Origin of the sequence: Phytopseudomonas dryadis (assembly GCF_004327355.1) — a bacterium.
GTDB classification, from domain to species: Bacteria; Pseudomonadota; Gammaproteobacteria; order Pseudomonadales; family Pseudomonadaceae; genus Aquipseudomonas; species Aquipseudomonas dryadis.
Window position 1 is genome coordinate 138,350 of record NZ_QJUM01000008.1, and the last position, 24,091, is coordinate 162,440.

Below are 24,091 nucleotides of genomic sequence, written 5' to 3' on the forward strand. Positions count from 1 at the left end.
TTAAGGGTGGAACACGCTTCACCCTTCCACCGATGGTTCTCGAACCTGATACCGCTGTGGTGGATGGAAAAGCGCCGGCTACGCGCCCCGATCCACCCTACGGGCTGCAGCCTCAAGCGCATAGAGCATAGGCTTGTAGCTTGTAGCTTGTAGCTTGTAGCTTGTAGCTTGTAGCTTGTAGCTTTAGTCTGCCCCCATGGAATTCATCCGCCGCCGTATCGAAAGCCAGGTGCTGGGCCTCAGCGGCGTTGCCCTCGGCCAGATCGATTTCGACAACCCCAGGGGCGACCCCGGCCTGTTCGGCCCCGACTCGGTGTGCTGGCGCGTGCATGGCGACTTCACCAGCATGCTCATCGGCGGCATCAGCGCCTTGCTGCTGCAGGCGCTGCACCCGCTGGCCCTGGCCGGGGTGTGGGATCACTCCAATTTCCGCGAGGATCTGCTCGGCCGCCTGCGGCGCACCGGGCAATTCGTTTCCGGCACCACCTTCGCCAGCCGCCAAGATGCCGACTGGCTGATCGACAAGGTCAAACGCATCCATCTGCAGGTGGTCGGCAGCGCACCGGACGGCCGTCCGTATGCCGCCAGCGATCCGGCCCTGCTGACCTGGGTACACGTGGCGGAGGTGCACAGCTTCATGCGTGCGCACCTGCGTTACCGCAATCCGCGGTTGAGCGGCGCCGACCAGGACCGCTATTACGCGGAAACCGCCCTGATCGCCGAACGCCTCGGCGCCCGGGAGGTGCCACGCAACGGAGCCGAGGCCGAAGCCTACCTGCAGGCGATGCGCGGGCAACTGCTGTGCGACCAGCGCTCGCGGGAGATCCTGCGCATCCTGCTCACCGCCCCGGCGCCCAGCGCCCTGGCGGCACCGGTCGGCCGCCTGCTGATGCAGGCCGGGATCGACCTGCTGCCGGACTGGGCCCAGGACATGCTCGAACAGCGCATCACGGCGCTGCGCAGCCGCCTGATCCACGGCGGCGTGCACAGCCTGGCCCCGGTGCTGCGCTGGGCCGTGCGCAGCGGCGCCCTGCACCGCTCACGCCGGCGCATGGGCCTGCCGCCCTACTGACGGCGACAGAGGTGATAAACTGCGCGGCCCTCATTCACGAGTCGCCGCGCATGCCGTCTCTCGACCAGGCAGTGCGCGCCGCACTCGCCAATCGCCACGCCCTGATCGCCGAGTTGCATGAGCAGGGAACCGACTGCTACCGCCTGTTCCACGGTAGCCAGGAAGGTGCCGGCGGCCTGACCGTCGACCGTTATGGCCGCCAGTTGCTGGTGCAGAGCTTCCACCAGACGCTGCAACGCGACGACCTGCTGGCCCTGCAGCGGCAGGTCGATGAGGTGCTGGGGTTCGCCACCCTGCTGGTCTACAACGACCGCTCCCAGGGCAACTCGCGGATCGATCGCCGCGATCCGGTGTACCAGCCCAGCAGTGCGGCCCTGGCCGATCAGAGCGGCCAGGAATGGGGCCTGACCTACCGGGTGCGCGGACGCCACCCCGGCCAGGACCCGCTGCTGTTCCTCGACCTGCGCAATACCCGTGGCTGGATCAAGCGCCACAGCGCCGGCAAAAGCGTACTCAACCTGTTCGCCTACACCTGCGGCGTCGGCCTCAGCGCCGCCGCCGGTGGCGCCCGCGAGGTGGTCAACCTGGACTTCGCCGAGGGCAACCTGGCCATCGGCCGCGAGAACGGCCTGCTCAACCCTGCGCTGGCGCCCATGCAGTTCATCCAGTCGGACTACTTCCCGGCGATCCGCCAGTGGGCCGGCCTGCCCGTCGCCCAGCGCCGTGGCCAGAAGCTGCCGAACTACCCGCGCCTGGCGCCGCGCCAGTTCGACCTGGTCTTCCTCGATCCGCCGGCCTGGGCCAAGAGCGCCTTCGGCACCGTCGACCTGCTGCGCGACTACCAGAGCCTGCTCAAACCGGCGATTCTCGCCACCAGCGAACAGGGCACCCTGGTGTGCTGCAACAACCTGGCGAAAGTCCCCCTGGGCGAATGGCGCGAACAGGTGCTGCGCTGCGCCGGCAAACTGGGGCGGCCGGTGCGCGACTGCGAGCAGTTGCTGCCGGCGGCGGACTTCCCGTCGCAGGACGGCAACCCGCCACTGAAGACCCTGATCCTGCGTTTCTAGGCCGTTTCCGCGTGGCCGCTGCCGGAACCCGCGGCTCGTGCCATAATCCAAGGCACCTCTCGCCAGGACAGATGAAGCGTCACCATGCCCAAAGGACTGAAACGCGTCGCCACCGCTCTGCTGATCGCCACAGGTTTGTACAGCCTGCTCGGCTTCCTCATCCTGCCAGGTATCGGCCTGCGCATCGCCAACCAGCAGTTGGCCCAGTATGCGACGCAGCCGGCCCGGCTGGATCGTCTGCAGCTCAACCCCTTCACCCTCGAGCTGCGCCTGTGGGGCCTGCATGTCGGCGAACCCGGCAAGGAACAGCTGGCCTTCGAGCACCTCTATGTCAACCTGCAGGCGGACAGCCTGTGGAGCGGCGCCCTGCACCTGGCCGCCGTGACGCTGGAAAAACCCCACACCGAGGTGCTGTTCGCCCAGGACGGTACGCTCAACCTGAGCCAGCTGTTCAAGCTGCCGGCCAGTGAGGCGGACCCTGAAGAGAACGACACGGAACCCTTCGCCCTGCGCATCGACCGTATCGACCTGGGCGGCGGCTACCTGCGTTTTCAGGACCTGCGCCCGGAAGAGCCGATCGATATCGTCTACGACGACCTCAACCTCGAGCTGCACAACCTCAGCACCCTGCCGGACGACAACGCGCAGATGACCCTGGTGGCCACCGGCCCGCAAGGTGGCCGCATCGACTGGAGCGGCCAGTTGAGCCTGAGCCCGATCAGCTCCAGCGGCACACTGAGCATCCGCGACGAATCGATGAAGGCGTTCTGGCCTTACGTGCGTGACGCCGTGCCCCTGGCGCTCGAGCAAGGCGTGCTCAGCCTGGCCACCGATTACCAGTTGAACCTGGCTGACGGCACCGAGCTACTGCTCGACAATACCCGGGTGAAGGTGGCGCCGTTCGCCATGCAGACCCTGGATGGCAAGCCGTTGCTCAAGCTGAGCGAACTCGAGATCAGCGAAGCTTCCCTCGACCTGGCCAAGCAACAGGTGCTGATCGGCAAGGTGCGTGGCCAGCAACTGGAAGCCTGGGCCGCACGCGAAGCCGATGGCCAGATCGACTGGCAGAAACTGCTGAGCAGCCCGGCCGGGGAAGCGCCCGCGGCGTCCGCCACCGAGCAAACCGGGCAAACCGGGCAAACCGCCGACAGCCAAGCGCCGGACACCAGCGCCGAAGCGGCCAGGCCCTGGCAGGTACTGGTCAGCGACGTGCAGCTGCGTGACTACCGCGTCCACCTGAGCGACCATCAGCCAAAAGAGAAAGTAGAGCTGCAACTCGGCCCGCTGGATCTCGACCTGCAGAACTTCGACAGCCTCGGCACCTCGCCCTTCACCCTCAAGCTCGACACCGGCGTCGGCAAACAGGGCAAGCTCCAGGCCGAAGGCCAGGTGCAGTTGAACCCGACCAGCGCCACCCTCAAGGTAGCCACGCGCAATATCGACCTGCGCCTGGCCCAGGCCTATCTCAGCCCGTTCGTGCGCCTGGAGCTGCGCAGCGGCCTGCTGGGCAGCGATCTCGAGGTCGGCCTGAGCGGTACCGAACCCCTGGCCCTGCGCGTCAACGGCAAGGCGCAGATCACCCAGATGCACACCCTGGACACCCTCAAGGGCCGCGACTTCGTGCGCTGGCGACAGCTCGACCTCGACGGCCTCGACTATCGCCACGGTGAACGGCTGAGCATCGACCGGGTGCGCCTCGACCAACCCTACGCCCGCTTCATCATCAACGAAGACCTGAGCACCAATGCCAGCGAACTGCTGATCGCGCAGCCGGCCGCCAGCGACGACCAGGCAGCGTCCGGCACGGCCGCGGAGCAGCCATTGGCCATCCATATCGGCGAGGTGACCTTCAAGGACGGCTCGGCCAACTTCGCCGACTTCAGCCTCAGGCCCAACTTCGCCACCGCCATCCAGCAGCTCGACGGGCGTATCGGCACCCTCGACAATGGCACGGCGAAACCCGCCGCGGTGGATATCGGCGGCAAGGTGGACCGGTACGCGCCGGTCAGCATCAAGGGCAGCCTGAACCCGTTCGACCCGCTGCAGAGCCTGGATATCGCCACCCAGTTCAAACAGCTGGAACTGACCACCCTGACGCCCTACTCCGGCAAGTTCGCCGGTTACCGCATCCGCAAGGGCCGCCTCAACCTGGATCTGCACTACCGCATCAGCGCCGGCAAGCTCAATGCCGACAACAAGGTGGTGGTCGAACAGCTGCAACTCGGCGACAGGGTCGACAGCCCCGACGCGGTCGACCTGCCGATTCGTCTGGCGGTGGCCCTGCTCAAGGATACCCAGGGCAGGATCGCCCTGGAGCTGCCGGTTCAGGGCGACCTCAACAACCCTGAGTTCAGTGTCATGCCCATCGTCTGGCAAACCCTGCGCAACCTGGTGCTGCGCGCGGCCCAGGCACCGTTCAAGTTCATCGGCGGTCTGGTCGGCGGCGGCGCCGACATGGACCTGAGCACGGTGGTCTTCGCCCCCGGCAGCGCCGAACTGGACGCGCAGGCCCAGGCGTCCCTGGACATGCTGGCCAACGCCCTGCAGGAACGCCCGGCGTTGCGCCTGGAAGTCGAAGGCCTCAGCGCCCAGAGCAGCGACGGCCCGCCCTTGGCCGAACAGCGCCTGGAACGCGAGTACCAGGACTACCTGTACCGCATCATGCAGCGCCGCGGAGACCAGGTACCGGCCGCCGCCGAGCAGCTCGAGGTGCCGGATGACGAGAAAGGCCCGCTGCTCGAAGGCATCTACCGCGCCCGGCTGAAACAGCAGCCACCCGCGCAATGGGCCGAACTGGGCAAGGACGAGCGCAGCGCCCGCTTGCGCGATGCCGTGCTGCAATCCTGGGCCAACAGCGCCCCGCTGCAACGCCGCCTGGCGCAGGCCCGCGGCGCGGCCATCAAGGCCTACCTGGTCGAACGTGGCGGCCTGGCGGACGAGCGCGTCTACCTGCTCGACGTCACCCAGGGACAGGCCGAAGCGGATGGCCGCGTGGCCAGCCCCCTGCATCTGGACAGCGAGTGAAGCGAACATGAAAGGTCCGAGCCTGCTGCTGGTGCTCTGCGCCTGCCCCCTCCTGAGCCAGGCCGATACCCTGCGCTGCGGCAGCAAGCTGGTGAACCTGGGCGATCGTACCTTCGAGGTACTGGAGAAATGCGGCGAACCGACTTATCGCGACCCGGTGGGTTACACCCTGGGCCCGTACAACCGGCGCGAAACGCCTATCGAGGAGTGGGCCTATCAGCCCAGCAATGGCATGTTCAGCATCCTGACCTTCGAGGGTAACCGGCTGACGCGCATCGAGCGCAAGCGCAGTCGCTGATGAAAGGATTCATCGCCGCTGTCCTGCTCCTGCTTGTCGCCGGTACGACCCAGGCCGCCACCTGGCGCTGCGGCAACGCCCTGGCCAGCACCGGCGATGCCAGCGGCGAGGTGCTGGCCAAATGTGGCGAACCCAATCGCCGTGACTTTCTCGGCTACAAGGAAATCATCGACCGCTACGGCTTCGGCAACGAAGTGGAAGTCGAAGAATGGAGCTACGGCCCGCGCAACGGCATGAACTACTTCCTGCGCTTCGAAGGCAACCGCCTGCAGAAGATCGAAAGCAAGCGCGGCAACTGATCGTCACGCGCTTGCGGCGCAACGAAGCGAAGGGTCGTCAGCGCTCATCGATCCAGCGATGTCCTTCAGGAAACCTGAGCGACGCGCACGTTCGCCCCATGTTCCAGTTCCCCTGGGCCATGTGCCTGATGACGCCGTTGCCGGGCCCGGTCAAGAGGCGCTAGAGCGGTTCGCGCCTGGTGAGCGGCGCGAGGGCATCGATGTCGTGCGGGGTATCGAGCGAGCCAACCCGAAGCGCCCAAATCCGGAGGATCGTGCAAGTAAACCGGACAAGCAGGCTACCGGAGTCGGCTGGAGACAGACGACGATGACTGCCAATCAGCCTCAATCCCTGGCAACAGAGCACGAACCTCGCGGGTCTGGCAGTGAGTGCACTTCGGACGGCTGGAAGATCGTTTCCGTCCGACTCGTGTCGCGGGAGGAAATCGATGCGCTCGTCCCCCATGCCGACAACCGGGACATCCCCGATAGAAGGAGCGAATACATGCCATCACCGACTTCCTGCCGTATCCGCGCAGTCCTCGTGATCCTGGGTGTCCTGGCCCTGCTGTCGCAATCGGCAAACGCTGCTGACGCCACCGACGCCGAGTCCCGCAACAAGCGGATCGTCACCGAAGCGTTCGACCATTGGGCAAGTGGCGGAACCGGCTTCTTCGACGAGCTCCTGGCGACCGATGTCGTCTGGACGATCAAAGGGTCCGGCCCGAGCGCAGGCACCCTCCGGGGACGCGACGTCTTTCTCGACCGCGCCGTACACCCGTTCGCATCTCGCCTGTCGACCCCGGTGCGTCCGGTGAACAGGCAGGTCTGGGCGGACGGCGAGCATGTCATCGTCCACTGGGACGGCGAAGGCATGGCGCGCGACGGCGTTGCCTATCGCAACAGCTATGCGTGGATTCTCCGCATGCGAAGCGGAAAGGCGGCGGAGGTGACCGCCTTCCTCGACCTAACGCCCTACGACGATGTGCTGCGGCGCATTCCGGCACCCGCGGCGAACGGAGAACATCCATGAATGCCGGGGCATGCGAGAATCCGCCATAGTGCCATTCGCTCGGAGCCATGCTTGACGTCGCTCGCGCCGGCCCGCCAGGGATGGCAGGCCACAAAAAAACCCGGGAGCGACCCAGGTTTTTTTGTATAGGCAGTGGCGCACGAGGCGCCTCAAGCGATTTACAACTTGCTGTTGAAATCGCGCAGCTCGTCCTGAGCCTTTTCCTTGGTCCAGCCATAGCGTTCCTGCAACTTACCAGCCAGGTATTCGCTGTGGCCTTCGGCGACATCCAGGTCATCGTCGGTCAGTTTGCCCCAACGTGCCTTGATGTCTCCGCTCAGCTGCTTCCACTTACCTTTGATGACGTCGGAATTCATGACTCATTCCTCCTGCTCGGGTAGGAGCAGACTCGCTAGAGCCTGCCCGGAAACATGATCAGTCAGCGGTTTTCAGGCCATCGGCAGCAACGGCGGTAACGCCCTTGATTTCCTTGGCCTTGGCGACGGCGAGATCGCGCTCGGCTTCGGTAGCCACAACGCCGGACAGTGCCACAACGCCCTTGTTGGTCTCGACCTTGATATCCAGGCCGCTCAGACCGTCATCAGCCAGGAAGGTGGACTTCACTTTGCTGGTGATCCAGGTATCGGACACGGCTTCTTCAGCCTTGTCCATGGTGTTGGCGGCCAGCATGGTCGGCTGGGTGCTGCTGTAGGTATCGGCGAAAGCGCTACCCGCCATGGACAAGCTCAGGGCGGTCGCGGTGATGGCGGCAAAGGCGAACTTATTGATTGGCTGTTTCATGGGTATCACTCCTGTATACATGCGGATTAGCCACAACCGGTTCCGGGCTGCAGTCTCCCCCTTACTATCGCAAGCCCTGTGCCAACCTCATCCACACAAAATAATCGTTATTTATCAATAAGTTATATAAATAACAATTCGTCGTTTTCCGTGCAAACTGCATGTTCGGGACAAACCGCTCAGGCAGATTGCACGAAAGACCGAAGGGCCCGCCGCCGATTATCCGCGCCCATGAAAAAGGGCCCCGAAGGGCCCTCTCCATAGCGCACGCTTCAGCCCGGATCAGACACCCGAAGCCTTGGCGGCAGCGACGTCCTTGATCGACAGCTTGATGCGACCGCGGTTGTCCACGTCCAGCACCAGCACTTCGACTTCCTGGCCTTCCTTGAGGATGTCGGTGACCTTCTCGACACGCGCATCGCTGAGCATGGAGATGTGCACCAGACCGTCCTTGCCCGGCAGGATGTTGACGAAAGCGCCGAAGTCGACGATGCGTTCGACCTTGCCGATGTAGATCTTGCCGATCTCGGCTTCCGCGGTGATGCTCAGCACGCGCTGACGCGCCGCCTCTGCAGCGTCCTTGGATTCGCCGAAGATCTTGATCGAGCCGTCGTCCTCGATATCGATCGAAGCCTTGGTTTCTTCGCAGATGGCGCGGATGGTGGCGCCACCCTTGCCGATCACGTCGCGAATCTTGTCCTGGTCGATCTTCATCGCGATCATGGTCGGAGCGTTGGCCGACAGTTCGCTGCGCGACTGCGCGATCACCTGGTTCATCTGGCCAAGAATGTTCAGGCGCGCTTCCAGCGCCTGGTTCAGGGCGATTTCCATGATTTCTTCGGTGATGCCCTGGATCTTGATGTCCATCTGCAGCGCGGTGACGCCCTTGGCGGTACCGGCTACCTTGAAGTCCATGTCGCCGAGGTGGTCTTCGTCACCGAGGATGTCGGTCAGCACGGCGAACTTCTCGCCTTCCTTGACCAGGCCCATGGCGATACCGGCTACCGGCGCCTTCATCGGCACACCGGCGTCCATCAGCGCCAGCGAGGCACCGCAGACCGAGGCCATGGAGCTGGAGCCGTTGGACTCGGTGATTTCCGAGACCACGCGGATGGTGTACGGGAACTCGTCGGCAGTCGGCAGCATGGCGGCGACGCCACGACGGGCCAGACGACCGTGGCCGATTTCGCGGCGGCCGGTGGCGCCCATGCGACCACACTCGCCCACCGAGTACGGCGGGAAGTTGTAGTGCAGCATGAAGGGGTCTTTCTTCTCGCCTTCGAGGGTGTCGAGCAACTGCGCGTCACGCGCGGTACCGAGGGTGGCCACCACCAGCGCCTGGGTTTCGCCACGGGTGAACAGCGCCGAGCCGTGGGTCTTGTCGAGCACGCCGACCTCGATGTTCAGACCACGCACGGTGCGGGTGTCACGGCCATCGATACGCGGCTTGCCGTTGACGATGTTCTCGCGCACGGTGCGGTATTCGATCTCGCCGAAGGCATCCTTGACTTCGGCAGGGGTCGGCTGACCGTCTTCGCCGGAGAAGCGGGCAACGATCTGCTCGCGCAACTCACCCAGGCGCGCGTAACGGTCCTGCTTGATGATGATGGTGTAGGCCTGGGAGATCGCTTCGCCGAACTCGCTGCGAATGGCAGACAGCAGTGCAGTGTTTTCCGCTTTCGGCTGCCAGTCCCAGGTCGGCTTGCCGGCTTCGGCGGCCAGTTCGGCGACGGCGTTGATGACCACCTGGAATTCGTCGTGGGCGAACAGCACGGCGCCCAGCATCTGGTCTTCGGTCAGTTCCTTGGCCTCGGACTCGACCATCAGCACGGCATCCTTGGTGCCGGCCACGACCATGTCCAGGCTGGACGCCTTGAGCTGCTCGTAGGTCGGGTTCAGCAGGTAGCCGGTTTCCGGGTGGAAGGCCACGCGCGCGGCGCCGATGGGGCCGTCGAACGGAATGCCGGAAATGGCCAGGGCAGCCGAGGTACCGATCATCGCGGCGATGTCCGGATCGGTCTTCTTGCTGGTCGAGACCACGGTGCAGATGACCTGCACTTCGTTCTGGAAGCCTTCCGGGAACAGCGGCCGGATCGGACGGTCGATCAGGCGCGAGGTCAGGGTCTCTTTCTCGCTCGGGCGCGCTTCACGCTTGAAGAAGCCGCCGGGGATCTTGCCCGCGGCGTAGGTCTTTTCCTGGTAGTGCACCGACAGCGGGAAGAAGCCTTTGCTGGGATCGGCGCTCTTGGCGCCGGTGACGGCGACCAGCACGCTGACATCGTTGTCAACGGTGACCAGCACTGCGCCGGAGGCCTGGCGGGCGATACGGCCCGTCTCGAGGGTGACGGTCGACTGACCGAACTGGAATGTCTTGATTACCGGGTTCACGGTGTTTTCCTTCTCTCTGTTGCCTTTGGGGAAAGCGGTTTCTTGCGAATTCGTGGGCGGTGGCGCGGGAGTCGGCCCGGCACGGTCCAAAACGGGTGAAGCACTAAAACGGGCGAAACATAAACGCAAAAGCTGGAAGCGAGGCGAGCCCACTTCCAGCTTTTGCGGTCAACGGCGCCTAGGCATTGCTTAGCGACGCAGACCCAGACGACCGATCAGGGCGCTGTAACGGCTGGTGTCCTTGCTCTTCAGGTAATCCAGCAGCTTGCGGCGCTGGTTGACCATGCGGATCAGGCCACGACGCGAGTGGTGGTCCTTACCGTTGGCCTTGAAGTGACCTTGCAGCTTGTTGATGTTGGCGGACAGCAGAGCAACCTGGACTTCCGGGCTACCGGTATCGCCTTCGGCTTGCTTGTAGTCGTTAACGATCTGAGCTTTTTCTTCAACGCTGAGTGCCATGTGGGCATCCTCTCAGTAGGAGACTGTCGCGAGCGACGGTCTCAATAGGCCGGGAATCGCTTCCCGTGTTTTAAAAGGAGGAATGACCGTGCCTATTGACAGCCACCCTCGATACGAACCGCCGAAGCGGCCCGCCACGGTCATGCCGACCGAATCAGGCGACGCGGCGCAATGCGCCCGTCTTCGCTCACTTCACCGATACCGATGAAGCGACCGTTGTGATCTTGCACCCGTACCATGCCGAACTTCGGCGCCTCCGGGGCGCGTACCGGCTGTCCCTGCAGCCAGTAGAACGCGCTGTGCTCGGAAAAGCTCAGCAGCGGCCAGTGTTGCAGGCCACTGTCCACCGGCAGCAGAAAGCGATCCAGCGCCTCGTTGCCACCCTCCTCGTGCGCCTGCAGCAGCGTATCGAGGCTGACGCTCTGCGTCAGATCGAACGGCCCGGCCTTGACCCGACGCAGCTCGGCGACGTGAGCACCGCAGCCCAGCAACTGGCCGATGTCCTCGACCAGGGTGCGAATATAGGTGCCTTTGCTGCAATCGACCGCCAGGCGCGCCCGATCGGCGGCGCAGTCGAGCAACTCCAGGCGCGCAATAGTAACAGAACGCGCCTCACGCTCCACTACTTCCCCTGCACGCGCCAGTTTGTACAGCGGCTGGCCGTCGCGCTTGAGCGCCGAGTACATCGGCGGCACCTGGCTGATATCGCCACGAAAGCGCGGCAACAGGGCTTCGATGTCGGCCGCCGAGACCTTCACCTCACGCCGTTCGAGCACCTCACCCTCGGCATCCGCCGTGGTGGTGGTGACCCCCAGCTGCATGACCGTCTCGTAGCCCTTGTCGGCATCGAGCAGGTACTGGGAGAACTTGGTCGCTTCGCCGAAGCACAGCGGCAGCACGCCGGTGGCCAGCGGATCGAGGCTGCCGGTATGGCCGGCCTTCTCGGCATTGAGCAACCAGCGCACCTTCTGCAGCGCGGCGTTGGAACTGAAGCCCTTGGGCTTGTCGAGCAGGATGATGCCGTCGACCTTGCGACGAATACGCTTTACCTGGGCCACGTACTTACTCCTTGGCTTCGGTATCGGTATCGCCGTGCCTGCTGTCCTCGGTCACCGCACGCTCGATCAGCGCCGACAACTGGGCACCACGGATCACGCTCTCGTCGTAGTGAAAACGCAGGTTCGGCACACTGCGCAGCTTCATCGCCTTGCCCAGTTGCATACGCAGGAAACCGCTGGCGTCGTTGAGCACCTTGAGGCTCTGCACGACCGGGTCGACGCCTTCTTGCGGCTCGGCTCCCATGACGGTGACGAACACCTTGGCATGACTGGCATCGCGACTGACGTCCACGGCGGTGACGGTCACCAGGCCACCCAGGCGCGGGTCCTTGATCTCGGTACGAATCAGTTGCGCCAACTCGCGTTGTATCTGGTCGCCGATACGCTGGGCCCGGCTATAGTCTTTGGCCATAAAAGCTGCCTCAAGCTTCAAGCTTTAAGCTTCAAGCTAAAAAAATTACCAAAAAGCCAAACGGCAAGCTCAACAGATCGGCCAGGCCAACCTCTCGAAACTTGCCGCTTGAGGCGTGTCGCTGCTCGTCAGAGCGAACGGGCCACCTGGACTTTCTCGAACACTTCGATCTTGTCGCCGACCTTGACGTCGTTGTAGCTCTTCACGCCGATACCGCACTCCATGCCGGCACGTACTTCGGCCATGTCGTCCTTGAAGCGACGCAGCGATTCCAGTTCGCCTTCGAAGATCACCACGTCGTCGCGCAGTACGCGAATCGGACGGTTACGGTAGACGGTGCCTTCGAGCACCATGCAACCGGCGATCGCACCGAACTTCGGCGAACGGAACACGTCGCGAACCTCGGCGATACCCAGGATGTTCTCGCGCACGTCGCTGCCGAGCATACCGGTGAGCGCCTTCTTGACGTCCTCGATGATGTCGTAGATGACGTTGTAGTAGCGCATGTCCAGGCTTTCCTGCTCGACGATCTTGCGCGCGCCCGCATCGGCACGCACGTTGAAGCCGAACAGCACGGCGTTGGACGCCAGCGCCAGGTTGGCATCGCTCTCGGTGATACCACCGACACCGCCGCCGACCACACGCACCTGCACTTCGTCGTTGCCCAGGCCGCTGAGCGAGCCTTGCAGCGCTTCCAGCGAACCGCGCACGTCGGACTTGAGGACGATGTTGAGCGTCTTCTTCTCGTCCTGGCCCATGTTCTCGAAGATGTTTTCCAGCTTGCCCGCATGGGCACGTGCCAGTTTCACTTCGCGGAACTTGCCCTGACGGAACAGGGCGACTTCGCGGGCCTTCTTCTCGTCGGCGACCACGGTCATGTCGTCACCGGCTTCCGGCGTACCGTCGAGGCCGAGGATCTCGACCGGAATCGACGGGCCGGCCTCTTTGACCGGCTTGCCGTTCTCGTCGAGCATGGCGCGAATACGGCCGTAGTTGGAACCGACCAGCACCATGTCGCCCTGACGCAGGGTACCGTCCTGCACCAGCACGGTGGCGACCGGGCCACGGCCCTTGTCCAGGCGCGATTCGACGACCACGCCACGGCCCGGGGCCGACGGCGTCGCCTTCAGCTCGAGCACCTCGGCCTGCAGCAGCACCGCTTCGAGCAGCTCGTCGACGCCGGTACCCAGCTTGGCCGAGACGTGCACGTAAGGTGCGTCGCCGCCCCACTCTTCCGGGATCACATCGAGCGCGGCCAGGCCGTTCTTGATGTTGTCCGGGTTGGCATCGGGCTTGTCGATCTTGTTCACCGCGACCACGATCGGCACGCCAGCGGCTTTCGCATGCTGTACGGCTTCCTGGGTCTGCGGCATCACGCCGTCGTCGGCCGCCACCACCAGGATGACGATGTCGGTGGCCTTGGCGCCACGGGCACGCATCGCGGTGAACGCGGCGTGGCCCGGGGTGTCGAGGAAGGTCACCATGCCGCGATCGGTTTCCACGTGGTAGGCGCCGATGTGCTGGGTGATACCGCCTGCCTCGCCGGATGCCACCTTGGCGCGACGGATATAGTCGAGCAGCGAGGTCTTGCCGTGGTCGACGTGACCCATGACGGTCACCACCGGCGCACGGGAAATCGCTTCGCCTTCGAACTTCAGGGACTCGGCCAGTTGCTCTTCCAGCGCGTTGTCGCTGACCAGCTTGACCTTGTGGCCCAGCTCTTCGGCGATCAGTTGCGCGGTTTCCTGATCGAGCACCTGGTTGATGGTCACCGGGGTGCCCATCTTGAACATGAACTTGATGACCTCGGCGGCCTTCACCGACATCTGCTGGGACAGCTCGCCGACGGTGATGGTCTCGCCGATGGCCACGTCACGCACGATCGGACCGGTCGGGCTCTGGAAGCCATGCTGATTGCGCTTCTTGAGCTTGGACTTGCCACGGCCGCCACGGCGGAAACCGTCGCTTTCCTCGTCGATGGTACGCGGTGCGACACGCGGAGCAGGCGCCTTTTCCTTGACGGTCGGGCGGTGCTGGGTGGTCTTGCGGTCACCACGACGGTCGGCATCATCGCTGCGTGCCTTGTCGGGGCGGCGCGGCTCGTCCTTCTTGCGCTCTTCGAGCACGGGCGCGACGACCGGAATATCCACCGCCGCCGGCACCGCTTCGAGCGCAGGCGCCTGCTCGGCGACCGGCGCGGAAGCCTGGCGCTTGGCCTCTTCCTCGGCCTGACGCCTGGCTTCCTCCTCGGCTTTCAGACGAACGGCTTCGGCGGCGGCGCGCTGCTCTTCGAGCTCACGCTGCTTCTCGGCCTCGATCTCTTCGTTGCTGCGCTTGACGAAGGTCTTCTTCTTGCGCACTTCAACGCTGATGGTCTTGCTACCGGCGACCCGCAGGGTGCTGGTGGTCTTGCGCTGCAAGGTAATCTTGCGCGGTTCTTCGGCTTTCTTGTCGCCGTGGCTACTCTTCAGATGAGCGAGCAGGGCTTGCTTCTCGTTATCGGTGACAACTTGCTCGGCACTGCTGTGCGGCAAACCCGCCTCACGCATCTGCTGCAGCAGGCGCTCTACCGGTGTGTCGACCACTTGGGCCAGTTCTTTCACCGTGACTTGCGTCATGCACTTCTCTCCTCAGGCCGTAAAACTTACTCGAACCAGTGGGCTCGGGCGGCCATGATCAGCTTGCCGGCACGCTCTTCGTCGATGCCGTCGATGTCGAGCAGGTCGTCAATAGACTGCTCGGCCAGGTCTTCGCGGGTAATCACACCGCGCACTGCCAGTTCCTGCGCCAGGCCTTTGTCCATACCCTCGAGAGCGAGGAGGTCTTCGGCCGGTTGGGCGTCTGCCAGTTTTTCTTCTGTGGCGATGGCTTTGGTCAGCAAACGATCCTTCGCTCGCGAGCGCAGTTCGTTGACGATTTCTTCGTCGAAACCATCGATGCTGAGCATCTCTTCCATCGGCACGTAGGCGATTTCTTCCAGGCTGGTAAAGCCTTCCTCGACCAACACCTGGGCCAGTTCCTCGTCGACTTCCAGCTCGTCGATGAAGCCCTGCAGGATATCGCCCGTTTCCGCCTGCTGCTTGGCCTGGATGTCCGCCTCGGTCATCACGTTCAGCGTCCAGCCGGTCAGCTGGCTGGCCAGGCGCACGTTCTGGCCGCCACGGCCAATGGCCTGGGCCAGGTTGTCTTCGCCGACAGCGATGTCCATGGCATGGGCATCCTCGTCGACGATGATCGCCGCCACTTCGGCCGGCGACATGGCGTTGATGACGAACTGCGCCGGGTTGTCGTCCCACAGCACGATGTCGACACGCTCGCCGACCAGCTCACCGGAGACCGCCTGCACGCGCGAACCGCGCATACCGATACAGGCACCCTGCGGATCGATGCGCTTGTCCTTGGAACGCACCGCGATCTTGGCCCGCGAGCCCGGATCACGCGAAGCGGCCTTGACTTCGATCAGGCCCTCGGCGATTTCCGGCACCTCGATGCGGAACAGCTCGATCAGCATTTCCGGCGCGGTACGCGACAGGATCAGCTGCGGACCGCGGTTCTCGGTACGGATTTCCTTGAGCAGCGCACGCAAGCGAGCACCGACGCGGAAGGTTTCGCGCGAGATGATGTCTTCGCGGGCCAATAATGCTTCGGCATTGTTGCCCAGGTCGACGATCACGTTGTCGCGGGTGACCTTCTTCACGGTGCCGGCGATGATTTCGCCCAGACGCTCGCGATAGGCCTCGACGACCTGCGCACGCTCGGCCTCGCGCACCTTCTGCACGATGACCTGCTTGGCGGTCTGCGCCGCGATACGGCCGAACTCGATGGACTCGATCTTTTCCTCGAGCACGTCGCCGACCTTGGCGTTCGCCTCGACGGCGCGCGGCATGTCAGTGGTCACCTGGTGAGCCGGATCTTCGAAATCGGCTTCATCGACCACCGTCCAGCAGCGGAAGGTTTCATAGTTGCCGCTCTGGCGATTGATCGCCACGCGCAACTCGACTTCGTCTTCATAACGTTTCTTGGTCGCCGTGGCCAGGGCCAACTCGAGCGCCTCGAAAATCACAGCGGCCGGCACGCCTTTTTCGTTGGATACCGACTCAACAACCAGCAGTACTTCTTTGCTCATCGTACGCCTCGCCTTTCGCAATCCATTTGGATCCACGCAATCCGCGTACCCCGCGGGATCCGCGTCTCAATCAAACCGGGGGATAATGTTGGCCTTGTCGATCAGATCGATCGGCAAGAGAAACTCGTGGTCATCCACCTGTACCACCACGTCTTCCTCCTCCACACCGCGGAGCAGACCCTGAAAGTTGCGGCGCCCTTCGAACGGCGAGCGCAGCTTGATCTTCACTTGCTCGCCAGCATGACTGGCGAACTGTGGCAATGTGAACAGCGGCCGATCCATGCCCGGCGATGACACCTCGAGGGTGTACTCCGCCGCGATCGGGTCCTCGACATCGAGAACACCGCTTATCTGCCGACTGACCTTCTCGCAATCGTCGATGAGAATGCCATCGGCATGATCGATATAAATGCGCAGCAGAGAATGCCGCCCTTGCGACAGGAACTCGACACCCCAGCATTCATAGCCGAGCGCCTCGACTACCGGGGCCACCAAGGCCTGCAACTGTTCTAGCTTGCTCGACACCCGAACCCCTCGCGCATGCTGTGCAAATAAAAAATGGGCGAAACGCCCATCCATAAAACCGTCTGTGCAACGGCAAACCTGTTCACCAGCTAGCAAAAAGCCCCTTGAAAGGGGCTCCGCTACTACTGGTTGCGGGGGCTGGATTTGAACCAACGACCTTCGGGTTATGAGCCCGACGAGCTACCGGACTGCTCCACCCCGCGTCAAAGCTGGGGCCGAAGTATACGGCCGAACCCGCAACCGGGTCAACCGACGCTCCAGCAACAAGAAAGCCCGCATGTAGCGGGCCTGCTTGTAAATTGGTACCGAGAAGGGGACTCGAACCCCTACAGCCTATGGCCACTACCACCTCAAGGTAGCGTGTCTACCAATTCCACCACCTCGGCAAATAACGCTTTACTGCTCTTCGGAAGCTTGAGGTACGTCTTGCTGCTCCAAAGCTGGCGCCTGTTGTTCAAGCACCGGTACATCTTCTGCTGCAGCAGGTTTTGACTCCTGCTGGATTTCCAGCGCTGCCGGATCGGGCAGACCAGCCCGACCAAGCGTATCAGCTTTTTGATTAGCAAAATACGCTAACCCCAAGCTGGTAATGAAAAAAGCGGTGGCGAGTATAGCAGTAACACGACTCAGAAAGGTAGTGGTTCCTTGGCTACCGAACACGGTATTCGAGGCACCCGCACCAAACGAAGCGCCCGCATCGGCACCCTTGCCCTGCTGCAGCAAAACCAGCACAACCACACCGATCGCACCCAGCAGATGAAGAACTACTACGACTGTTTCCAGCATATTCTCAGCTTCCTGCGGCGCGACAGATCGCACCGAACTCATCCGCATTCAGAGAGGCTCCACCCACAAGCCCCCCATCGATATCAGGCATGCCGAACAGCTCGGCCGCGTTGGCGGCCTTCACGCTGCCGCCATATAGAATTCTCAAAGCACCCGCCACGCCGGCATCTTTCGCCGCCAGCCGCGCACGGATCGCCGCATGGACATCCTGGGCCTGCTCGGGCGATGCCGTCAGCCCGGTACCTATCGCCCATACCGGCTCGTAAGCCACTACCGCCCTGGCGAAGACCTCGACCCCCAGGGCGTCGATCACGCTGTCGAGCTGACGCCCAACCACCGCAAGCGTCTCGCCAGCCTCGCGCTGCTCCAGGGTCTCGCCGACACAGAGCATGGGCAGCAGGCCCACCACCTGAGCGGCAGCGAACTTGCGCACGACCTGCTCATCGCTGTCGCCCAGAATCAGGCGACGCTCGGAATGGCCGACCAGCACCATGCTACAGCCCGCATCAAGCAACTGACTGGCGGATACTTCGCCAGTGAAGGCACCCTGCCCGGACTCGACCGCGCAATCCTGCGCCCCTACCGCCATCGACCCCAGGCCATCCACCGCCTGAGCGATATGCACGCAGGACGGGAATACGGCGGTATCGACGTCAGCCGGTAACACCTGCCGAGCCAGACCGTCGAGCAGCTCTGCGACGCTGGCGCGGGTACCGTGCATTTTCCAGTTACCAGCAACCAGTGGGCGACGCATGCTGTACCTCGTCGGTCAAAGAGGGCGCAGATGTTACCCAACAGTATCGGTACTGGCAAGCCGAATCAGACACAGACGCGAGCAACAATTTTAGCCAATTCATCGGCATAGCCACGCACCTGGGCTTCGTCCTCGCCCTCGACCATCACCCGCACCAGCGGCTCGGTTCCGGATTTGCGCAAAAGCACACGACCGCGCCCCGCCATGCTCTCGCTGACCCGCGCACTGGCAGCCTGCACATCCGGGTGCTCGAGCGGATCGACGCCACCGGCAAAACGCACGTTGACCAGCACCTGGGGGCACTTGCGCATGCCCTGGCGCGCCTCGGCCAGGCTCTGCTGCCGTCGGCGGATGGCCAGCAGCACCTGTAGCGCGGCAACGATGGCATCACCGGTGGTGACATGCTGGACACACACCAGATGCCCGGAGTTCTCTCCACCGAGCTGCCAGTTGCGCGCCAACAGTTCGGCAATCACGTAGCGGTCGCCGACCTTGGCCCGCACCAGGGGAATGCCCAGTTCGCTCAGGGCCAGCTCGAGCCCCAGGTTACTCATCAGGGTACCGACCACCCCGCCCTGCAACCGGCCTTGCGCCTGCAGATCCCGGGCGATGATGTACAGCAGTTCGTCACCGTCGACCAGCGCGCCGGTGTGATCGACCATCAGCACGCGGTCGGCATCGCCATCGAAGGCGATGCCCAGATCCGCCTGACGCGCCACCACCTCGGCCTGCAGGTTCTCGATGTGGGTCGAACCACAACCGGCATTGATGTTCAGCCCATTGGGCTGGGCCGACAGCACCGAGACCTCGGCGCCCAGTTCCTGGAATACCGCGGGCGCCACCTTGTAGGCCGCGCCATGGGCACAATCGAGGACGATTTTCAGACCGGCGAAATCGGTACTGCTCGGCACGCTGCTCTTGCAGAACTCGATGTAGCGGCCCGCGGCATCGTTGATCCGCGAGACCTTGCCCAACTGCTCGGAGTCGACCACGGTCATCGGCGTATCGAGCAACTCCTCGATCATCCGTTCGACATCGTCGGGCAGCTTGGTACCCTGCCCGGAGAAGAACTTGATGCCATTGTCGTGATGGGGGTTGTGCGAGGCACTGATGACGATCCCCGCCTCGGCATGGAAGGTCCGCGTCAGGTAGGCGATTGCCGGGGTCGGCATCGGCCCGAGCAACAGCACGTCGGCACCGGCCGCGGACAGGCCGGCCTCCAGCGCCGACTCGAACATATAGCCGGAGATACGCGTGTCCTTGCCGATCAGGATGCGGCACTTGCCCTGCTTGCGAAAGGCCATTCCCGCTGCCCAGCCGAGCTTGAGCATGAACTCGGGGGTAATGGGATACTCACCGACACGACCACGAATGCCATCGGTACCAAAATACTTTCGACTCAAGACACGACTCCCTTTCGTTACCGCGCCGACTCGACTGCGGCGACCATGCGCACGACATCGACGGTTTCCGCCACATCGTGCACGCGTAGAATTGTTGCGCCCTTGGCGACCGCCAGGGCGGCCAGGGCAAGACTGCCATACAGGCGCTGATCGACCTCACACCCCAGCACGGCGCCGATCATGCTCTTGCGCGACACACCGACCAGCAGGGGCAGGCCGAACTCATGCAAGGCCGGCATCCGCCGGAACAGATCGAGATTGTGCTGCAGCGTCTTGGCGAAGCCGAAGCCGGGATCGAGGATGATGCGCTCGGCCGGGATTCCCGCAGCCGCGCACACCGCCAGGCGCTCGCGCAGGAAATCCTCGACCGCCACCAGCACATCGGTATATTCCGGGCGCTGCTGCATGGTCGTCGGCTCGCCGCGCATGTGCATGAGGCATACCGGCAGGCCGCTGCGCGCCGCCACCTCGAGCGCGCCCTCGCGCTGCAGCGAGCGCACATCGTTGATCAACCCGGCACCGAGACGGGCCGACTCGGCCATGACCTCGGGCGTGGAGGTATCCACGGAAACGATCACATCCAGCTCGGCGGCGATCGCCTCGACCACCGGCGCCACACGCTCGAGCTCTTCGTCCGCCGAGACCGCCTGCGCCCCCGGGCGCGTGGACTCGCCGCCGACGTCGATCAGGCTGGCGCCGGCCAGCAGCATGCCCTCGGCATGCCGCAAGGCGGCATCGCGCCTGGCGAAGCGACCGCCATCGGAAAAGGAGTCGGGCGTGACGTTGAGGATACCCATCACATGCGGATGGCTTAAATCAAGAAACCGGCTGCCACACGGCAGCCGGTTCGGGTTTTGCGCTACGGACATGGAGGACCTTACACCTCGGCGGCAGGACCGCCGATGGGTTTCTCCGGGCGATCGGCCTCGTCGGACTTGGCGATCGGCTTGCCGGCATCGCTGCCACCGCCCGTCCAGTCACGCGGCTCGCGCGGGATACGTCCGTTCATGATGTCGTCGATCTGATCGGCATCGATGGTCTCGTACTTCATCAGCGCTTCGGCCATGGCGTCGAGCTTGTCGCGGTTCTCTTCCAGCAGCCGCTTGGCGGTGTCGTAGCAGTGATCGATGATGCTGCGCACTTCCTGATCGATCAGCTTGGCGGTATCGCCGGAGATATTGCTGCTCTGGCCACCCGCGCCGCGTCCGAGGAACACTTCGCCCTCCTCCTCGGCATACATCAGCGGGCCGAGCTTCTCGGACAGGCCCCACTTGGTGACCATGTTCCGGGCAATCTGGCTGGCGCGCATGATGTCGTTGGAGGCACCGGTGGTGACGCCATCGAAGCCCAGGGTCATCTCCTCGGCGATACGGCCGCCGTACAGCGAGCAGATCTGGCTGATCAGGGCGCGCTTGGACAGGCTGTAGCGATCTTCTTCCGGCAGGAACATGGTCACGCCGAGGGCGCGGCCGCGGGGGATGATCGACACCTTGTAGACCGGATCGTGCTCGGGCACCAGGCGCCCGACGATGGCGTGACCCGCCTCGTGGAACGCGGTGTTGAGCTTCTCCTTGTCGGACATGACCATGGTCTTGCGCTCGGCGCCCATCATGATCTTGTCCTTGGCCAGCTCGAACTCCTTCATTTCCACCAGGCGCTTGCCGGCACGGGCGGCGAACAGCGACGCCTCGTTGACCAGGTTGGCCAGGTCGGCGCCGGAGAAGCCGGGCGTACCGCGGGCGATGACCGCCGCCTTGACGTCGTCGCCCATCGGCACCTTGCGCATGTGCACGTTGAGGATCTGCTCGCGACCGCGGATATCCGGCAGGCCGACCACCACCTGGCGGTCGAAGCGGCCCGGACGCAGCAGCGCCGGGTCGAGCACGTCGGGACGGTTGGTCGCGGCGATGACGATGATGCCGTCGTTCATTTCGAAGCCGTCCATCTCCACCAGCAACTGGTTGAGGGTCTGCTCGCGCTCGTCATGACCGCCACCCATGCCGGCGCCACGGTGACGACCGACGGCGTCGATCTCGTCGATGAAGATGATGCACGGCGCATGCTTCTTGGCCTGCTCGAACATGTCGCGCACGCGGGAGGCACCGACACCGACGAACATCTCGACGAAATCGGAACCGGAAATGGTGAAGAACGGGACTTTCGCCTCACCCGCCACGGCCTTGGCCAGCAGGGTCTTACCGGTACCCGGCGAGCCGACCATCAGCACGCCGCGGGGAATACGCCCGCCGAGGCGCTGGAACTTGCCCGGATCGCGCAGGAACTCGACCAGTTCGCTGACCTCTTCCTTGGCCTCGTCGCAGCCGGCGACATCGGCAAAGGTGGTCTTGACCTGATCTTCGGAGAGCAGGCGCGCCTTGCTCTTACCGAAGCTCATCGGCCCGCCCTTGCCGCCAGCGCCGCCCTGCATCTGACGCATGAAGAACATGAACACGGCGATGATCACCAGGATCGGGAAGCTGGCGACCAGCAGCTGAGTCCAGATGCTCTGCTGCTCGGGCTGCTTGCCGACGATCTCGACGTTGTTGTCCATCAGGTCCTTGATCAGGCCATTGTCCTGAATAGCCGGGCGCACGGTCTCGAACGACGAGCCGTCGGAACGCATGCCGCTGATGATGTAGCCATCGACGGTGACGCGCTTGACCCCACCATCCTGAACCTGCTGGATGAACTCCGAGTAGTTGAGCTTGTTGGTCTCGCTCGGACTGGAGAAATTGTTCATCACCGTCACCAGGACAGCGGCGATGATCAGCCACAGGATCAGATTCTTTGCCATGTCGTTCAATTAGCTACCCTCTGAAGCAGGCCCCTTGCCGAAGCGCGCTTCGCATGACGACCAGTTATGTACCGATCTAACTTACTACAAACGCCCGCGCATAGCTGACGCCGTCTGTAACCCTTTATGAGACATCAGACCATGCACCTATCCGCTTGGACTGACAACCACGCCTTTGGTTTTACTCTTCGCCACGGCCACGAAAGCCCCTGGCCAGCAGGTACTGTTCCCGGGAGCGATCGCGCGAGGACAGCGGCTTGCGCATCTGCACCTTGTCGAACAGACCCCGCACCTGCTTGTGATACTCGTCGAAACCTTCGCCCTGGAAAATCTTGATCAGGAAATCACCGCCAGGGTTCAACACGCGAGTGGCCAGATCCAGCGCCAGCTCGCACAGATACATGGCACGCGGCTGATCCGCGGCCCTTACCCCACTCATATTGGGGGCCATATCGGAAATCACAAGGTCCACCGGGTGATTATCGATCGCTTCGAGGATGCGGGCGAATACCGCATCGTCGGTGAAATCCCCCTGGATGAAGGTCACATCGGCGATGCTGTCCATCTCGAGGATATCCGAGGCGATCAGCCGCCCCTTGTCGCCGATCAGCCGGCTGGTCACCTGCGACCAGCCGCCGGGGGCGGCCCCCAGGTCGACCACGGTCATGCCGGGGCGCAGGATTCGATCCTTTTCCTGCACCTCCAGCAGCTTGTAACTGGCACGTGAACGGTAGCCGTCCTTTTGCGCCATTTTGACGTACGGATCGTCGAAATGCTCTTTCAGCCAACGCTGGCTGGTTTTGGAACGGGCCACGCAAACACCTCGGATGGACGAATAATGAATAGCTGGGCGGGCCCGAAGAGGCTCGGTTAAACTAGCCCGCTTTTTACCAGATCAGACGCAGGGTTCAGATTATGCCGCTCACTCAAGAGCAGAAGAAACAATTCAAATCTATCGGCCACCACCTGAAACCGGTATTGATCGTAGCCGACAATGGCCTGACCGAAGGCGTGCTGGCCGAACTGGAGCGCGCGCTGAACGATCACGAGTTGATCAAGGTACAACTGCGCATCGTCGAACGCGAAGATCGCCTGGCCGTGATCGATGAGCTGTGCAAGGCCAGCAAGGCCGAACTGGCGCAGGTGATCGGCAAGATGGCGCTGCTGTACCGCAAGAACCCCAAGCCGAACAAGAACCTGTCCAATATCAGCCGCTATCAGGGTTAAAGCAGCTGCAAGCTGCAAGACGGATGGCCGCCCCCTGCAAGCTGCAAGCTGCAAGCTGCAAGCTGCAAGCTGCAAGCTGCAAGCTGCAAGCTGCAAGCTGCAAGCTGCAAGCTGCAAGCCAATCAGAATGCCGCCCAGCATCTCAAGTCTGTCAAGCCCCATGCTGCTTTTACTTGAGGCTTGTAGCTTGCAGCTTATGGCTGCTTTCGCACCGGCACCGGCTGCTGCACCAGCAGCAGCCCGAAAAACGCCAGCAGCAGATAGCTGAAGCGCTGCAAGTACAGCGCCTGTGGCCAGCCCTCGAGCGAGGCCAGCAAGCCCAGCGCCACGACCAGCGTCGCCAGCAGCAACTGCCCGCGACGCTCGCGCCACAGCGCCGACAGCCCCGCCACCTTCGCCAGCAGGCCCGCCTGCAACAGCACGCACACCAGGGTGACGATCACCATCTGCGGCACCAGCGCACGCGCCACTTCCTCGATCAGCAAGGGCGCCAGCTTCGCTGCCGAGAGCCCCGGCAGCACCATGAAGTGCAATATCCACAGGCCACCGACCCAGAGGGTCTGCAGCAGCAGCCAGAGGGTCGTGGCCATGCCGGACGCGGCGGCCG

General features: G+C 63.4%; 23 protein-coding genes and 2 tRNA genes. 7 read left to right on the forward strand and 18 right to left on the reverse strand.

Annotated features, from left to right (window positions below):
- Positions 1-196: 196 nt before the first annotated feature.
- The 6 genes from DNK34_RS08950 (at position 197) to DNK34_RS08975 (ending at position 6,772) form a co-directional block, all read left to right on the forward strand.
- Entirely contained in the window at positions 197-1,072 is an 876-nt protein-coding gene (locus DNK34_RS08950) for an oxygenase MpaB family protein (protein WP_131175401.1), read from the forward strand.
- A 50-nt stretch (positions 1,073-1,122) separates the two neighbouring features.
- Positions 1,123-2,139: a class I SAM-dependent rRNA methyltransferase gene (locus tag DNK34_RS08955; protein ID WP_131175400.1), complete on the forward strand. Its 1,017-nt coding sequence runs from the start codon at positions 1,123-1,125 to the stop codon at positions 2,137-2,139.
- 84 nt (positions 2,140-2,223) lie between these two features.
- Positions 2,224-5,163, forward strand: coding sequence for a DUF748 domain-containing protein (locus tag DNK34_RS08960; protein WP_131175399.1), 2,940 nt, complete (start codon positions 2,224-2,226; stop codon positions 5,161-5,163).
- Positions 5,164-5,170: 7 nt separating this feature from the next.
- Positions 5,171-5,461, forward strand: coding sequence for a DUF2845 domain-containing protein (locus DNK34_RS08965; protein WP_131175398.1), 291 nt, complete (start codon positions 5,171-5,173; stop codon positions 5,459-5,461).
- Complete coding sequence (locus tag DNK34_RS08970; protein ID WP_131175397.1) at positions 5,461-5,760, forward strand: DUF2845 domain-containing protein; 300 nt, start codon at positions 5,461-5,463, stop codon at positions 5,758-5,760. Before DNK34_RS08965 ends, DNK34_RS08970 begins: the two co-directional genes overlap by 1 nt.
- A 307-nt stretch (positions 5,761-6,067) precedes the next feature.
- Positions 6,068-6,772 (forward strand): nuclear transport factor 2 family protein, encoded by a 705-nt coding sequence (locus tag DNK34_RS08975; RefSeq protein WP_242675324.1) that lies wholly within the window; start codon positions 6,068-6,070, stop codon positions 6,770-6,772.
- A gap of 158 nt (positions 6,773-6,930) precedes the next feature.
- Here the strand turns inward: DNK34_RS08975 and DNK34_RS08980 are convergent, their stop codons facing one another.
- From DNK34_RS08980 to rlmE, 17 genes are all read right to left on the reverse strand, one after another.
- Complete coding sequence (locus DNK34_RS08980) at positions 6,931-7,128, reverse strand: CsbD family protein (RefSeq protein ID WP_131175396.1); 198 nt, start codon at positions 7,126-7,128, stop codon at positions 6,931-6,933.
- 58 nt (positions 7,129-7,186) lie between these two features.
- Complete coding sequence (locus tag DNK34_RS08985; protein ID WP_131175395.1) at positions 7,187-7,552, reverse strand: BON domain-containing protein; 366 nt, start codon at positions 7,550-7,552, stop codon at positions 7,187-7,189.
- 282 nt (positions 7,553-7,834) lie between these two features.
- A complete protein-coding gene (pnp, locus tag DNK34_RS08990; RefSeq protein ID WP_131175394.1) occupies positions 7,835-9,940 on the reverse strand; it encodes a polyribonucleotide nucleotidyltransferase in 2,106 nt (701 codons plus the stop codon).
- Between the two features lie 189 nt (positions 9,941-10,129).
- Complete coding sequence (gene rpsO / locus DNK34_RS08995; RefSeq protein ID WP_074881307.1) at positions 10,130-10,399, reverse strand: 30S ribosomal protein S15; 270 nt, start codon at positions 10,397-10,399, stop codon at positions 10,130-10,132.
- 140 nt (positions 10,400-10,539) lie between these two features.
- Complete coding sequence (truB, locus tag DNK34_RS09000) at positions 10,540-11,457, reverse strand: tRNA pseudouridine(55) synthase TruB (protein ID WP_131175393.1); 918 nt, start codon at positions 11,455-11,457, stop codon at positions 10,540-10,542.
- Between the two features lie 4 nt (positions 11,458-11,461).
- Complete coding sequence (gene rbfA / locus DNK34_RS09005) at positions 11,462-11,869, reverse strand: 30S ribosome-binding factor RbfA (protein ID WP_131175392.1); 408 nt, start codon at positions 11,867-11,869, stop codon at positions 11,462-11,464.
- A gap of 128 nt (positions 11,870-11,997) precedes the next feature.
- Positions 11,998-14,487: a translation initiation factor IF-2 gene (infB, locus tag DNK34_RS09010; protein WP_131175391.1), complete on the reverse strand. Its 2,490-nt coding sequence runs from the start codon at positions 14,485-14,487 to the stop codon at positions 11,998-12,000.
- Positions 14,488-14,513: 26 nt separating this feature from the next.
- Entirely contained in the window at positions 14,514-15,995 is a 1,482-nt protein-coding gene (nusA, locus tag DNK34_RS09015) for a transcription termination factor NusA (protein ID WP_131175390.1), read from the reverse strand.
- 66 nt (positions 15,996-16,061) lie between these two features.
- Complete coding sequence (gene rimP / locus DNK34_RS09020) at positions 16,062-16,520, reverse strand: ribosome maturation factor RimP (RefSeq protein ID WP_131175495.1); 459 nt, start codon at positions 16,518-16,520, stop codon at positions 16,062-16,064.
- Positions 16,521-16,646: 126 nt separating this feature from the next.
- A tRNA-Met gene (locus DNK34_RS09025) sits at positions 16,647-16,723 on the reverse strand.
- A 97-nt stretch (positions 16,724-16,820) separates the two neighbouring features.
- Positions 16,821-16,906, reverse strand: a tRNA-Leu gene (locus DNK34_RS09030).
- Between the two features lie 10 nt (positions 16,907-16,916).
- Positions 16,917-17,306 (reverse strand): preprotein translocase subunit SecG, encoded by a 390-nt coding sequence (secG, locus tag DNK34_RS09035; RefSeq protein ID WP_131175389.1) that lies wholly within the window; start codon positions 17,304-17,306, stop codon positions 16,917-16,919.
- A 4-nt stretch (positions 17,307-17,310) separates the two neighbouring features.
- Positions 17,311-18,060, reverse strand: coding sequence for a triose-phosphate isomerase (gene tpiA / locus DNK34_RS09040; protein WP_131175388.1), 750 nt, complete (start codon positions 18,058-18,060; stop codon positions 17,311-17,313).
- A 65-nt stretch (positions 18,061-18,125) separates the two neighbouring features.
- Positions 18,126-19,463, reverse strand: coding sequence for a phosphoglucosamine mutase (gene glmM, locus DNK34_RS09045; protein WP_131175387.1), 1,338 nt, complete (start codon positions 19,461-19,463; stop codon positions 18,126-18,128).
- 17 nt (positions 19,464-19,480) lie between these two features.
- Positions 19,481-20,332 carry a dihydropteroate synthase gene (gene folP / locus DNK34_RS09050; RefSeq protein WP_131175386.1) on the reverse strand — a complete coding sequence of 284 codons (852 nt, stop codon included), beginning with the start codon at positions 20,330-20,332 and terminating at the stop codon, positions 19,481-19,483.
- An 8-nt stretch (positions 20,333-20,340) separates the two neighbouring features.
- Entirely contained in the window at positions 20,341-22,257 is a 1,917-nt protein-coding gene (ftsH, locus tag DNK34_RS09055; RefSeq protein ID WP_131175385.1) for an ATP-dependent zinc metalloprotease FtsH, read from the reverse strand.
- A 181-nt stretch (positions 22,258-22,438) separates the two neighbouring features.
- A complete protein-coding gene (rlmE, locus tag DNK34_RS09060; RefSeq protein ID WP_131175384.1) occupies positions 22,439-23,071 on the reverse strand; it encodes a 23S rRNA (uridine(2552)-2'-O)-methyltransferase RlmE in 633 nt (210 codons plus the stop codon).
- A 101-nt stretch (positions 23,072-23,172) separates the two neighbouring features.
- Here rlmE and yhbY point away from each other — a divergent pair, with 101 nt between their 5' ends.
- A complete protein-coding gene (gene yhbY / locus DNK34_RS09065) occupies positions 23,173-23,484 on the forward strand; it encodes a ribosome assembly RNA-binding protein YhbY (protein ID WP_131175383.1) in 312 nt (103 codons plus the stop codon).
- Between the two features lie 194 nt (positions 23,485-23,678).
- On the opposite strand, the gene DNK34_RS09070 is transcribed toward yhbY, so the two are convergent.
- Positions 23,679-24,074: a DUF4149 domain-containing protein gene (locus DNK34_RS09070; protein ID WP_242675323.1), complete on the reverse strand. Its 396-nt coding sequence runs from the start codon at positions 24,072-24,074 to the stop codon at positions 23,679-23,681.
- Positions 24,075-24,091 lie beyond the last annotated feature (17 nt).

Bases quoted from the DNA above. Each gene is read 5' to 3' on its own strand.
- DNK34_RS08950 (WP_131175401.1), top strand. From the start codon at position 197: ATGGAATTCATCCGCCGCCGTATCGAAAGCCAGGTGCTGGGCCTCAGC.
- DNK34_RS08955 (WP_131175400.1), top strand. From the start codon at position 1,123: ATGCCGTCTCTCGACCAGGCAGTGCGCGCCGCACTCGCCAATCGCCAC.
- DNK34_RS08960 (WP_131175399.1), top strand. From the start codon at position 2,224: ATGCCCAAAGGACTGAAACGCGTCGCCACCGCTCTGCTGATCGCCACA.
- DNK34_RS08965 (WP_131175398.1), top strand. From the start codon at position 5,171: ATGAAAGGTCCGAGCCTGCTGCTGGTGCTCTGCGCCTGCCCCCTCCTG.
- DNK34_RS08970 (WP_131175397.1), top strand. From the start codon at position 5,461: ATGAAAGGATTCATCGCCGCTGTCCTGCTCCTGCTTGTCGCCGGTACG.
- DNK34_RS08975 (WP_242675324.1), top strand. From the start codon at position 6,068: ATGACTGCCAATCAGCCTCAATCCCTGGCAACAGAGCACGAACCTCGC.
- DNK34_RS08980 (WP_131175396.1), bottom strand. From the start codon at position 7,128: ATGAATTCCGACGTCATCAAAGGTAAGTGGAAGCAGCTGAGCGGAGAC.
- DNK34_RS08985 (WP_131175395.1), bottom strand. From the start codon at position 7,552: ATGAAACAGCCAATCAATAAGTTCGCCTTTGCCGCCATCACCGCGACC.
- rpsO (WP_074881307.1), bottom strand. From the start codon at position 10,399: ATGGCACTCAGCGTTGAAGAAAAAGCTCAGATCGTTAACGACTACAAG.
- rbfA (WP_131175392.1), bottom strand. From the start codon at position 11,869: ATGGCCAAAGACTATAGCCGGGCCCAGCGTATCGGCGACCAGATACAA.
- infB (WP_131175391.1), bottom strand. From the start codon at position 14,487: ATGACGCAAGTCACGGTGAAAGAACTGGCCCAAGTGGTCGACACACCG.
- nusA (WP_131175390.1), bottom strand. From the start codon at position 15,995: ATGAGCAAAGAAGTACTGCTGGTTGTTGAGTCGGTATCCAACGAAAAA.
- secG (WP_131175389.1), bottom strand. From the start codon at position 17,306: ATGCTGGAAACAGTCGTAGTAGTTCTTCATCTGCTGGGTGCGATCGGT.
- tpiA (WP_131175388.1), bottom strand. From the start codon at position 18,060: ATGCGTCGCCCACTGGTTGCTGGTAACTGGAAAATGCACGGTACCCGC.
- folP (WP_131175386.1), bottom strand. From the start codon at position 20,332: ATGTCCGTAGCGCAAAACCCGAACCGGCTGCCGTGTGGCAGCCGGTTT.
- ftsH (WP_131175385.1), bottom strand. From the start codon at position 22,257: ATGGCAAAGAATCTGATCCTGTGGCTGATCATCGCCGCTGTCCTGGTG.
- yhbY (WP_131175383.1), top strand. From the start codon at position 23,173: ATGCCGCTCACTCAAGAGCAGAAGAAACAATTCAAATCTATCGGCCAC.
- DNK34_RS09070 (WP_242675323.1), bottom strand. From the start codon at position 24,074: ATGGCCACGACCCTCTGGCTGCTGCTGCAGACCCTCTGGGTCGGTGGC.